Consider the following 12,269-nt stretch of genomic DNA (forward strand, 5'->3'; position numbering starts at 1 on the left):
TGGCTAATCTTCTGGTCGATCAGCTGCGACCAAACCGATATTCTGTCACTTGTTCATAAACCTCTTCGGCCTTCAGCCGAATGCTTGGAAACGCCGCGTTGTTGGGTGCATCTGGCCAACCTTGCGCCTCAAGCGCGACCCCGGCGCGCGGCCCATATTGCCGCCCGTCAAGCCCTGCCAAACCGTCTGGAATTCCCTCGCCTGTATAGACATGCAGGCCCGGTTGCGTTGTCCAGACTTCCATCACCACGGCACCACCGCTTAGCCGTCCGGCAAAGGCCACCGGCCCCATTGGGGCACTCGACAGACAAAAGGTATTATCAAACGCATCTGCGCCAATCTGGTGAGGTGCTCGGAAATCAGACGGGCCATCAACCCCCACAACCTCGCCTGTCGGCAAGGCCGTTTCGTCTGCTGGCAGATATCGATCTGCCGCGATCTCTAGCGAATGGTCATTGATTGTCGGGGCTCCGTCAAAATTGAAGTAGGGATGGTGGCATAGGTTCAACAACGTCTCTGCCGAACTGCGCGCAGTCAGGGTTAATCGCAAAATCGGCCCCTCAACGATCTCATAGTGGGCGGTCACATCAACCGAGCCGGCATAACCTTGATCGCCAGCCTGACTGTGAAGAGCCAATGCAGCATATTGATCGCTGCGCCCCACTACTTGCCAGTCACGCTGGGAAAACCCTCCCGGTCCCCCATGCAGATGATGGGGGTCACCGTTTATGGGCAGTTGAACGTTGTTGCCTGCGATCTGCGTTCGCCCGTATCCGATCCGCCCTGCGACGCGGCCAACAACCGTTCCAAAATAGAGGTTTGCGTGCGCGCGGACGTCTTCTGGAGCCAAACCCACGACCAAAGGATGCGAAACCCCGTCGATCCGCAGATCGCGCAAGGTCGCACCAAACGAAAGTAGGCTTGCCTTAAGGCCGAACCCTTCAAGAATGATCTCATCTGAATGCAACGCCAGTGCCCTCCGGTTGACATGGTCAGGGGCAAGCTCTCACATTGTTGGCCGGATTGCGACAGAACAGACCTTTCCCTTGCGACAATCTTCTAAGCCCGTCCAAGCCACAAATAGCTACAATTAGCGCATCCGAAAGTAGCAAATTCCACGCGTCTAAAGCAGAAAAATCGTGCTCCGTAGGCCGCTTTTGCCATGAATTTCCCGGCACAGTTGCGTCGCAAACAGACCCATTTAAGTCAACCTAACGAAAACGTGATGCGTTCCTTTCATCGATTTCCTCAATAAAATAGCGATTACCGGCACAAATATGCCTATCCGCGAGCCGAGCCGGGGTCCATCTTGAACGAATCACCTTGGAATGCCATATCCAAAGAGCAAACGTTATTCTATTTCGACCCACTGTCTCCCTAATACGGCGCTCAGTTCGATCCAGACCGACAACGCCGGGCCATCGCACAACGCGGATGGCATGAAGATGGAGACTACGGATATGGCCACTGGCACCGTAAAATGGTTCAACACAACAAAAGGCTTCGGCTTTATCGCACCCGATGGCGGCAGCAAAGATGTGTTCGTGCACATTTCTGCCGTTGAGCGCGCAGGCCTGACAGGTCTGGCCGACAACCAGAAAGTTACTTTCGATATCGAAGCAGGCCGTGACGGCCGCGAATCTGCGTCAAACATCGCACTCGCCTAAGCTTTCGTCGCAAGAGACACGAAAACTTGACCGGCCATTCCGCAACGGATGGCCGGTTTTTTGATGCGATGGGTTGCTAAAACGGCGTGTTTTGGCAATCTAAGTGATAATTATGCCCTTAAAATAGGATATTTTCATGCGCCGCCGTACATTCATTGCAAGCACTGCTGCTGCTGCAATTTTGCCCCAAGTCCTTTCCGCACAGTCACTTGCGTTTGATCCGACCCCACAAGAGGTGAAGATCAAGAAGACATACCAGCCCGGCCAACTCTTGATTCTGCCGCGCAGCTACTACCTCTATTTTGTGACTGCACCAGGTACTGCCTACCGCTACGGCGTTGGCGTTGGCAAAGCTGGCCTTGAGTTTTCGGGCACCGCGACAATCTCTGTGAAAAAAGAGTGGCCCACATGGCGTCCCACAGATGAGATGATCGAGCGTGACCCCAGCGCCTATTCCCGCTTCATCGGCAACACCGAAGCGCAACCAGGTGGCCCAGGCAACCCATTGGGTGCGCGCGCGCTTTACCTGTTCCAAGGCGGCAAAGACACGTACTTCCGGATCCACGGCACCATCGCTCCGAAATCTATCGGTCGCTCAGTTTCTAGCGGCTGCATTCGGATGCTAAATGCGCATGTCGAAGATCTGTATGAGCGCGTCCCACTCGGAACGGTCGTCACCGTACTGTAAAAGACACAAAATCGATTGAACGGGTCGGAGGAAACTCCGGCCCTTTTTCGTTTTGCCCCCTAAAACCAATGGGCACAAAAAAGGCCGACGTTATGGCCGGCCTTTTCTTTAGCGTTGATGCAAAGAGTTAGTTCAGCGCTTTATCCGTGATCGCGTGCGTCCAAGCACCTTCAGGAGCTTTGGAAATCACCGGGTCCGAACCGCCAGACAACAGCGAGTCGACTGTGCGCTGATAATCTGCCTCATCAAGAGCGCCGTTTGAGCCCGCTGTCAGCTTGGCTACCTCGCCCATCATCCGACGCTGGTGCTCTTCGGTTTGTGCACCCGAAGCGTCATTTTCCAGAACGATGTCAGCCGCTTCTTCGATATTATCTTCGGCGTATTTCCAACCCTTCATCGATGCGCGTACAAAACGGACCATTTTGTCCTCGAACGCAGGATCAGACAGCTTGTCTTCCAGCACATAAAGACCATCTTCCAGCGTCGCGACGCCTTGGTCTTCGTATTTGAACACTTGCAGATCTTCAGGCGTCAGGCCCGCATCAATCACCTGCCAATATTCATTATAGGTCATCGTGGACACGCAAGCCGCCTGCTTTTGCAAGAGCGGATCAACATTGAAACCTTGCTTGAGCACGGTCACACCGTCATCGCCGCCATCAGTGCTGAGGCCAAGCTTGTTCATCCAGCTCAGGAATGGGAACTCATTGCCAAAGAACCAGACGCCCAAAGTTTGGCCTTTGAAATCATCCGTAGTTTCGATCCCGGCATCCTTGCGGCAGGTCAGCATCATGCCCGACGATTTGAAAGGCTGCGCGATGTTGACCATCGCCAGACCCTTTTCACGCGCAGACAGGGCCGATGGCATCCAGTCCACAGTCACGTCAGCGCCGCCGCCAGCGAGCACTTGAGTGGGTGCAATATCCGGTCCACCGGGCTTGATCGTGACATTCAAGTCTTCTTCTTCGTAGAACCCTTTGTCGAGCGCGACGTAATAGCCTGCAAACTGCGCCTGCGTGACCCACTTCAGTTGTAGTGTTACATCATCCGCCGCCAAGGCTTGCGTGCCCAACAAGCCCATCGCCGTCGCTGCGGCTGCATATGTGATCTTTTTCATTATGGTATCTCCCTTTGGTTGGTCGTTCGTTTCTATCTTATTAGCGTTGGCTTGGATGCCAAAATGTCACTGCCCGCTCAATCAATGTCATCGTGCCATAAAAGGCAGAGCCTGCAATCGCGGCCACAACAATCTCAGCCCATACGAGATCAAGCGCAAGTTGGCCGACACTCGTTGAGATACGAAAACCCATCCCCCGCGTCGGAGAGCCAAAAAACTCAGCAACAATCGCACCGATGAGGGCCAAGGTCGTGCCGATCTTGAGCCCGTTAAAGATGAAGGGCATCGCCGCTGGCAGCCGTAACTTGGCCAGAGTACGCCAGTACCCCGCAGCATAGGTCCGCATCAAATCACGCTGCATGGCATCTGTTGATTGCAGCCCTTGCACGGTGTTCACCAGCATCGGGAAAAACACCATTACCACGACAACAGCAGCCTTTGATTGCCAGTCGAAACCGAACCACATCACCAAAATTGGGGCCATCCCAATCACCGGCAATGCTGCCACGAAGTTCCCGACGGGCAGCAATCCGCGCCGCAGAAAATCAAACCGATCTACTGCAATCGCAATCAGGAATGCCGCACCACATCCAATGACATATCCCGAAAGCGCGCCTTTCAGGACTGTCTGCACGAAATCCACCCAAAGGATGTCCAACGACGTGGCAAACCGCGCTGCAATCGCTGAGGGTGCCGGCAACAGAACTTGGCTGATCTGAAACCCGCGCACGATCCCTTCCCACACTGCAATCAGCGTCAGGCCAAAAACAATCGGCGCAGCGAGCCCGCGTACGCGCGACGGTTTCTGGCGCGCGAGCGTCATGTTGATGGCCATGCCAATCACCCAGGCCGCGACCGCAAAGATGAGCCAGCCCACTACGCCATCCCCATCCGCTTAAGCGTGACCCGCTGGATCACCCCGATAATGCCCACCAGCGCTGCTGCCAAAGCCGCCGCCATGATCAACGCACTCCAGATTTGAATGGTTTGTCCGTAGTAGCTTCCGGCCAACAGCCGTGCGCCTAAACCTGCAATTGCGCCTGTCGGCAGCTCCCCGACGATCGCCCCAACCAACGACGCCGCCATCCCGATCTTTAGCGAGGTAAAAAGATACGGCATCGATGCAGGCAAACGCAGTTTCCAAAACGTCTGTGCAGCACTCGCATGCCATGTGCGCATCTGATCAAGTTGCATCACATCCGGGCTGCGCAATCCCTTCACCATGCCCACGACAACCGGGAAAAACGAAAGGTACATGGAAATCATAGCCTTGGGCAGCAATCCAGAAATGCCCACTGCGTTCAGCACCACGATGATCATCGGTGCAATCGCCAAAATGGGAATGGTCTGGCTGGTGATCACCCACGGCATTACGCTCATATCCATTACGCGGTTGAACACGATCCCAACCGCAAGCAAAATGCCCAATCCCGTTCCCATCGCGAACCCAAGTAAAGTTGCGCTCAGCGTCACCCAGCTGTGGTAAACCAGCGACCGCTTGGACGTGATATTCTTCTCTACGGTCGTTTTCCAAATTTCGGTTACAACCTGATGAGGTGCCGGCAGCTTTGGCTTATCTTGTGACCAAGTATCCGCGACCAGCATGCGCGCTGTCAGGTCCTCCCCTGACCGCGTCGCCTTGTCATAGGCCCAAGGCGCATTCAGCCAAACAGCCGCCGCATACCACAACACAACCAGCAGGCCGACAATGGTCAAAACAGGTAAAACGCTGCGGCTCATGCGGAGGCCTCCTGTTTCGCCATTCCCAGCAATCTCGATCCACTCATGCCGCGGATGTTCAATGCTTTGGCCTGCGCAGAAAACTCAGTCATCCGCATGCCCCGCGCGTAACCCGTCCCGCACACGGTGCGCGATCTCCAGAAATTCTGGACTGTCGCGAATGTCCAAGGGCCGTTCTCGCGGCAAAGGACTGTCGATCACATCCGTAATCCGTCCCGGTCGCGGAGACATCACAACGATCTTGGTGCTCAGGTAAACCGCCTCTGGGATCGAATGGGTCACAAACGCGATGGTCTTGCCGGTCCGGCCCCACAGCTTCAAGAGCTGCTCATTCAGGTGGTCTCGAACGATTTCGTCCAAGGCACCAAACGGTTCATCCATCAACAAGATGTCCGCATCAAAACTCAGCGCCCGCGCAATAGAGGCGCGCTGCTGCATGCCTCCAGAAAGCTGCCAAGGGAATTTGTTTTCAAACCCAGCCAATTCAACCAGCTCTAAAACCCGCGCCACGCGTTCGATCTGCTCGGCCTTGGGCAATCCCATAATTTCGAGCGGTAAGCGAATGTTGCCGCCAATCGTGCGCCAAGGATAAAGCCCCGCCGCCTGAAACACATACCCATAGGCCCGAGCGCGCCGCGCCGCTTCGGGGCTCACCCCGTTCACGGTCACATTGCCCCCGGTTGGTCGCTCGAGATCCGCCATCACCCGCAGGAACGTCGTTTTGCCGCAACCCGATGGCCCGATGAAACTGACGAATTCGCCTTTTTCAATGTCGAGGGATACGTCCTTCAACGCGTGGACCGGCCCATCGTTCGTTTGGAACGTCAGGTCCAAATTCTTCGCAGAAATTACAGTGCTGGTAGTCATCAAATGCCCGCAGGAATGTTGAGCGGATCGCGTTTGATCATCTTGGGACTGTTCAGTTCTTTCCACTTAGAAAGTGCGACATTTGCCGACGGGAATGCAGGCCGTGGAATGAATTTGCCTCGGCCCGGATTAGGTTGCGAATTCTGCCCCCATGCCCAGATCACTTCACCTCGGCTCAGCGTATATCGGCTTTGTGCTTTCACCTCAAAGCCCTCGAACACGTTATAATCCAACACTGAATGGTGGTTAGCGGGTGATATCGTCTTGCTTATCTTCGGATCCCACACCACGATGTCTGCATCAGCCCCTTCAACGATCGCGCCCTTGCGAGGATAGATATTGAGGATTTTGGCCACGTTTGTGCTGGTCGCTGCGACAAACTCATTGGGCGTGAGGCGACCCGTTTCCACGCCTTCGGTCCACAGTACGGCAAGGCGTTCTTCCAGCCCATTGGACCCGTTCGGGATGATCCGAAAATCATCGCGCCCTGCCCGCTTTTGCTCGGTGTTGAACGCGGCGTGGTCCGTCGCAACCACCTGCAATGACCCGGACTGCAAACCAGCCCAAAGACTGTCCTGATGGTCTTTGCTTCGAAACGGCGGCGACATTACGCGACGGGCTGCATGGTCCCAATCTTTGTTAAAATACTCAGATTCGTCCAACGTCAGGAACTGAATAAGCGGCTCGCCATACACCCGCATCCCCTTTTGGCGCGCACGGCGGATCGCCTCATGGGTCTGCTCGCAAGACACATGCACAATGTACAAAGGCACCCCTGCGGTGTCGGCGATCGTGATCGCCCGGTTCGCAGCTTCGCCTTCCAACTCGGGAGGCCGCGAATAAGCATGACCCTCTGGCCCGGTGATCCCCAGATCAAAATATTTCTGCTGCAGCTCCGCGACCAAATTGCCGTTCTCCGCATGCACCATCGGCAGCGCGCCCAACTCTGCACAGCGCTTGAAAGAGGCGAACATCTCGTCATCCTCAATCATCAACGCGCCCTTATAGGCCATGAAGTGTTTGAAGGAATTAACGCCCATCTCAACGGCGTCTTTCATCTCGTCAAAGACGTTCTCGTTCCATCCGGTTATCGCCATGTGATAGCCGACGTCCGAGCATATCTGTGGCGCAGATTTGCGGTGCCACTCATTGATCGCGTTTTTGATCGATCCATCCGCACCGGGCAGACAGAAATCGACGATCATCGTGGTCCCACCAACGGCCGCAGCCCAGGTTCCGCTCTCGAAAGTCTCGGCGGCAGTTGTACCCATAAACGGCATCTCAAGATGTGTATGGGGATCGATCCCACCCGGAATAACGTAGGCTCCTTCCGCGTCGATATACTCGTCGCCCACCAGATCTTCGCCAATGCGAATGATCTTTTCGCCTTCGATCAGCACATCCGCTTTCCAAGTCCGGTCCGCAGTGCAAACCATGCCGCCTTTGATCACTTTGCTCATCACGTTTCTCCCAATCGCACGACCCCAGAGTTACCGAGGGTCTGATTTCATCTCTCCCGAAAAGCTTCGGGAATTTACAGGGCTGCCTAGCCTAGACCGATCCGTAGCACCCAAGTGCTGGTCCATGCACGCCAATGTCCAAGGGCCCGAAATCACTTTCAACGCAAAGCGAAAAATACCCTGCTGTGGGCAGATACACCACCCGGTAGGTTCCATCACCTTTTGAAACCGACCAGCATGTCTGTGCCATTCCGCCCGAAAAATTGACCGTCACTTCGCGGGGTGTGCGTCGTGTCTGCACAAAAGCCTGCGCTGTCTTGCGCGTCACCCGATCCTTGCTGCTGAGTGCCATGGAAAGCTCGTCATCGATTAGGGCATCGATCTTTCCAGACGTTGGTTGACCCACCACAATCATGCTCGGTTCACCCAATAACCTCTGCCGTCTCGACAACCGCATGGAGCAGTACATCCGCACCCGCCATTGCCCATTCTTTGGTGATTTCTTCCGCCTCGTTGTGGCTTAATCCATCAACACAAGGGCACATCACCATCGCAGTCGGAGCCACTCGGTTGACCCAACACGCATCATGTCCCGCGCCTGAGATCAAATCCATATGGCTATACCCCAGACGTTGCGCCGCCTCGCGCACGGCCGTCACGCAGCCCTCATCAAAGGCTACAGGATCAAACCCCCCTACCTTTTCAAACTCGATCGCCAAGCCCATGTTATTCGCGACCGCTTGAGCCTCGACGCGCAAACGCGCCTCCATGTCTTCGATCACACTCAGATCTGGGGACCGGAAATCAACGGTAAAGACAACTTTGCCCGGGATGACATTGCGCGAGTTTGGATAGACATCGATATGGCCCGCTGCACCCACAGCATGAGGCGCGTGGCTTAGTGCGATCTCGTTCACCTTCTCCAAGATGCGCGCCATACCCAGACCCGCATCTTTGCGCATCGGCATCGGCGTTGATCCTGTATGGCTGTCCTTGCCGGTTACCGTAACCTGCGTCCAGCTCAGGCCCTGGCCATGTGTCACCACCCCAATGTCCTTCCCTGCTGCTTCAAGGATCGGCCCTTGCTCAATATGTAGCTCAAAGAACGCATGCATCTTGCGCGCGCCAACTTCTTCTTCTCCGCGCCATCCTATGCGGGCCAGTTCATCGCCAAAACTCTTGCCATCTGCGTCGACACGATCATACGCCCAATCCTGCGTGTGAATGCCCGCAAACACCCCCGAGGATAGCATCGCAGGCGCATACCGCGTGCCTTCTTCGTTGGTGAAATTTGTCACAACGATGGGGTGTTTTGTCTTGATGCCAAGATCGTTGAGCGTGCGCAGAATCTCGAGCCCGCCTAGCACGCCTAGAACTCCGTCATATTTCCCGCCCGTAGGTTGGGTATCCAAATGCGATCCAACATAAACCGGGAGTGCTTCAGGGTCCGTGCCTTCGCGGTGCGCAAACATATTGCCCATCTGGTCTAGACCCATGGTGCAGCCCGCAGCTTCGCACCAAGATTGGAACAAGGCGCGACCTTCAGCATCAGCATCCGTGAGCGTCTGTCGGTTGTTGCCCCCTGCAACACCTGGGCCAATCGTAGCCATCTCCATCAGGCTATCCCACAAGCGGTCTGGGTTGATCTTGAGGTTCTCTCCTGGCGCGGCCATTACTGGCTCCTTTTGCTGGGGTGGCGTTTTTTACCATTTGGTAAAGCTACGATTGCGGTTAGGCTCAAATCTGTCAAGAACTGCTTTGCCGCTTTACCCAATGTCCTGCGCGCAGAGCCTCATTTGGCGACACAACATGGAGACCACGATGGCGCAATCTACCGGGAAAGAACCAAGTCGTATCCAAAAGCGCAACCGGCTATTGATTTTGGATGCCGCGCTGGAGGTCTTTTCTGCCCACGGATTTCGCGGCGCGACCCTTGATATGATCTCGGCTCAAGCGGGCCTCAGTAAGCCAAACCTGCTTTATTATTTCGACAGCAAGGAAGACATTCACGTCACCCTGCTTAGCCAACTCATGGAGACATGGCTCGATCCGTTGGTCGAATTGCATCCGGACGGGGACCCGATTGAGGAAATCCTCAGCTATGTACAACGCAAACTTGACATGGCCCGTGATCTGCCACGTGAAAGCCGCTTGTTCGCCGGGGAAATCCTTCAGGGTGCGCCGCGCATGCTGCCGCATCTACAGGCTGATCTGAAACCTCTATTCGATGCAAAATGCGCCGTGATCCAAGACTGGATTGATGCCGGGCGGCTTGCCCCGTTAGACCCTGCGCATCTAATCTTTTCGATCTGGGCAACAACGCAGCATTATGCAGATTTTGGGGCCCAAGTTGCTGTGTTGTTGACCCCAGAAGACCCTCATGCGCGTGCCTCGGCACATTTGCGCAGTCTTTTTCTACACCAGCTGGCCCCAACACTAGGCAAGAATTAACCACCCTTTGCGATAACCGCAGGCATTAACTTCGCGTTCATATCTAAGGCGCAAATTTGTTGTCAGGTGGCGGGCTCCTCTTTTGGAATAAGATGGAGATAGCAGATGAGTTCAATTCTATTGGGCGGCCTGACTGTGCAACAAGCGCCGGCCCCGCAAACCCCGCAATCGGCCACACCAAAAGGCGAGGCACAAGGCGTCCAAGCGGTCGCCCCTGCGCAATCTGGCAACGCCAGCACCAACAACGGCACGCCGACTTCGCACTCTGGTTTGGGCGGCGGCTATGGCACTGGAAGCGGGAGCGCGCCGCCAATAGCGCCGTTTCGAAGGTTCTCTGCCGGCCCAATACAGACAACCGATGCGACCCGCAGCTCTGTGGTAAATGCACAGGTTCAAAATGCGCAAACCCCACAACCTGACACCAACAGCAGGCGGCGTTTGGTTGAATCGGGGCTCGACGCGGCGCGACGCTCTGCTCAAACGGAAAGCACAGGCGATGACGCAGGCGAGCCTGTCCCTTTTGGCAGCAACCTTCCCAAAGTAGACCCGCCCGATCCTCTACCAACTTCACCGATGCTGAAACGGCTATCTGGCAGAGATGACTAACGCGTTACTCCGCCGCTTTGGCCATTGGGTTGTTGGGATGCGTCGTCCAGTTGGCATATTCAAGCTCGACAATGCGGCCGGTGCGAGGATCGGTTGTACCGGGGGCCATTTGCTCCATTGTGATGCAAGCCTCAACTGGGCAGACATTAACGCACAGATTACATGCCACGCATTCATCGTCGATCACCGTAAATGTGCGGTCCTCAGACATGGCAATTGCTTGGTGTGATGTGTCTTCGCAGGCTGCAAAGCAACGCCCACAAGAAATGCACAGGTCCTGATTAATCTTGGCCTTCGCAACATAGTTGAGGTTCAACTGGTTCCAATTCGTGACGTTCGGCACCGCGCGGCCAACGATCTCATCGACCGATGTCATCCCCTTTTTGTCCATATAGTCTGACAAACCGCTGATCATTTCCTCAACGATCTTAAAACCATAAGTCATTACAGCCGTGCAAACCTGCACGTTACCCGCGCCCAACGTCATGAATTCGGCGGCGTCGCGCCACGTCGTTATGCCACCGATCCCGCTGATCGGCAGGCCGTGCATGTCGGGATCGCGCGCAATTTCAGCCACCATGTTCAGCGCGATGGGTTTCACGGCAGGGCCGCAATAGCCGCCATGCGCACCTTTGCCGTCTATGGTAGGTTCGGGTGCAAACAGGTCCAGATCAACGCTTGTGATCGAGTTGATCGTGTTGATCAGGCTTACCGCATCCGCGCCGCCATTCTTGGCTGCTTCCGCTGGTTTGCGCACATCCGTGATGTTGGGCGTCAGCTTTACGATCACAGGCATCCGTGTGTTCGCCTTGACCCAGCGGGTCACCATTTCGATGTATTCAGGCACCTGCCCCACAGCACTGCCCATCCCGCGTTCTGACATGCCGTGTGGGCAGCCGAAGTTCAGCTCGACCCCGTCGGCCCCAGTTTCTTCGACCAAGGGTAAGATGAACTTCCAAGGGTCTTCTTCGCAGGGCACCATCAAGGAAACGATCATTGCGCGATCAGGATAGTCGCGCTTGACCGCCTTGATCTCAGCCAAATTTGTTTCCAACGGCCGGTCGGTGATCAACTCGATGTTGTTAAGCCCCAAAAGCCGCCGGTCCGCCCCGTAGATTGCGCCATAGCGCGGACCATTTACGTTGACCACATGCGGGTCCAACCCCAGCGTCTTCCAAACCACACCACCCCAACCGGCCTCAAAGGCGCGGCGGACGTTGTATTCTTTGTCCGTGGGCGGCGCAGAGGCCAACCAAAACGGATTAGGTGATTTGATCCCGATAAAGGTGCTGGTGAGGTCGGCCATATCTGCTGCTCCTAAGTGTCGAGCAGGGTCTCGAACCCTGCATAAATCATCCGTTTTCCGTCAAACGGCATCTCACCCATCGCTGCAAAGCGGGGGTCTTGCATTGCGTTGCCGATATTGGCGTCACACGTGGCCTTGTCGGGCCATTCTTGCCAGCCAGTCACGACGGTTTCGTCCTCGTTTGCCGCCACCGCTAGGGGGTAGGATGTCATCTTTCCGGGCGGCACTTCGGTCCCCCAGCATTCTACGACACGCACTGCGCCGTGGGATTTGAAAATCTGGGCAGCGGCAGTGCAGTGGGCTTCATATTCAGCGCGTTTCGCCGTTGGTACGGCGGCAACAAAACTCATGATGTACATTGTGCAGT

At 55.6% G+C, this 12,269-nt stretch carries 14 protein-coding genes; 4 read left to right on the forward strand and 10 right to left on the reverse strand.

Features of this window, described 5'->3' with window-relative positions; genetic code table 11:
- Positions 1–19: 19 nt before the first annotated feature.
- Positions 20–967, reverse strand: a complete 948-nt coding sequence (locus C1J03_RS20140) for an aldose epimerase family protein (RefSeq protein WP_162798623.1) — start codon at positions 965–967, stop codon at positions 20–22.
- A gap of 493 nt (positions 968–1,460) precedes the next feature.
- Here C1J03_RS20140 and C1J03_RS20145 point away from each other — a divergent pair, with 493 nt between their 5' ends.
- Positions 1,461–1,667, forward strand: coding sequence for a cold-shock protein (locus tag C1J03_RS20145; protein ID WP_005851393.1), 207 nt, complete (start codon positions 1,461–1,463; stop codon positions 1,665–1,667).
- A gap of 136 nt (positions 1,668–1,803) precedes the next feature.
- Positions 1,804–2,355 carry a L,D-transpeptidase gene (locus C1J03_RS20150; protein ID WP_114888206.1) on the forward strand — a complete coding sequence of 184 codons (552 nt, stop codon included), beginning with the start codon at positions 1,804–1,806 and terminating at the stop codon, positions 2,353–2,355.
- A gap of 127 nt (positions 2,356–2,482) precedes the next feature.
- Here C1J03_RS20150 and C1J03_RS20155 read toward each other — a convergent pair whose 3' ends face one another.
- From C1J03_RS20155 to C1J03_RS20185, 7 genes are all read right to left on the reverse strand, one after another.
- On the reverse strand, positions 2,483–3,472 hold the full coding sequence (locus C1J03_RS20155; RefSeq protein WP_114888207.1) for an ABC transporter substrate-binding protein: 990 nt from the start codon (positions 3,470–3,472) through the stop codon (positions 2,483–2,485).
- Between the two features lie 40 nt (positions 3,473–3,512).
- A complete protein-coding gene (locus C1J03_RS20160; RefSeq protein WP_114888208.1) occupies positions 3,513–4,349 on the reverse strand; it encodes an ABC transporter permease in 837 nt (278 codons plus the stop codon).
- Complete coding sequence (locus C1J03_RS20165) at positions 4,349–5,212, reverse strand: ABC transporter permease (RefSeq protein WP_114888209.1); 864 nt, start codon at positions 5,210–5,212, stop codon at positions 4,349–4,351. The genes C1J03_RS20160 and C1J03_RS20165 overlap by 1 nt, the downstream gene beginning before the upstream one ends.
- 84 nt (positions 5,213–5,296) lie before the next feature.
- Positions 5,297–6,079 carry an ABC transporter ATP-binding protein gene (locus C1J03_RS20170; RefSeq protein WP_114888210.1) on the reverse strand — a complete coding sequence of 261 codons (783 nt, stop codon included), beginning with the start codon at positions 6,077–6,079 and terminating at the stop codon, positions 5,297–5,299.
- Entirely contained in the window at positions 6,079–7,539 is a 1,461-nt protein-coding gene (hydA, locus tag C1J03_RS20175) for a dihydropyrimidinase (RefSeq protein ID WP_114888211.1), read from the reverse strand. Before hydA ends, C1J03_RS20170 begins: the two co-directional genes overlap by 1 nt.
- A gap of 91 nt (positions 7,540–7,630) precedes the next feature.
- Positions 7,631–7,954 (reverse strand): hypothetical protein, encoded by a 324-nt coding sequence (locus C1J03_RS20180; RefSeq protein ID WP_114888212.1) that lies wholly within the window; start codon positions 7,952–7,954, stop codon positions 7,631–7,633.
- A 7-nt stretch (positions 7,955–7,961) separates the two neighbouring features.
- Positions 7,962–9,212: a Zn-dependent hydrolase gene (locus C1J03_RS20185; protein ID WP_114888213.1), complete on the reverse strand. Its 1,251-nt coding sequence runs from the start codon at positions 9,210–9,212 to the stop codon at positions 7,962–7,964.
- A 148-nt stretch (positions 9,213–9,360) separates the two neighbouring features.
- Here C1J03_RS20185 and C1J03_RS20190 point away from each other — a divergent pair, with 148 nt between their 5' ends.
- Together C1J03_RS20190 and C1J03_RS20195 are read left to right on the forward strand one after the other, a co-directional pair.
- Positions 9,361–9,990 (forward strand): TetR family transcriptional regulator C-terminal domain-containing protein, encoded by a 630-nt coding sequence (locus C1J03_RS20190; protein ID WP_114888214.1) that lies wholly within the window; start codon positions 9,361–9,363, stop codon positions 9,988–9,990.
- A 105-nt stretch (positions 9,991–10,095) separates the two neighbouring features.
- Positions 10,096–10,596 carry a hypothetical protein gene (locus C1J03_RS20195; protein ID WP_114888215.1) on the forward strand — a complete coding sequence of 167 codons (501 nt, stop codon included), beginning with the start codon at positions 10,096–10,098 and terminating at the stop codon, positions 10,594–10,596.
- 4 nt (positions 10,597–10,600) lie between these two features.
- Here C1J03_RS20195 and preA read toward each other — a convergent pair whose 3' ends face one another.
- Both preA and C1J03_RS20205 read right to left on the reverse strand, forming a co-directional pair.
- Positions 10,601–11,902, reverse strand: a complete 1,302-nt coding sequence (preA, locus tag C1J03_RS20200) for an NAD-dependent dihydropyrimidine dehydrogenase subunit PreA (protein ID WP_114888216.1) — start codon at positions 11,900–11,902, stop codon at positions 10,601–10,603.
- A gap of 11 nt (positions 11,903–11,913) precedes the next feature.
- Positions 11,914–12,261, reverse strand: a complete 348-nt coding sequence (locus C1J03_RS20205; RefSeq protein ID WP_114888217.1) for a DUF1428 domain-containing protein — start codon at positions 12,259–12,261, stop codon at positions 11,914–11,916.
- Between the last annotated feature and the right edge of the window lie 8 nt (positions 12,262–12,269).

Source organism: Sulfitobacter sp. SK012, from assembly GCF_003352085.1.
Taxonomy (GTDB): Bacteria; Pseudomonadota; Alphaproteobacteria; order Rhodobacterales; family Rhodobacteraceae; genus Sulfitobacter.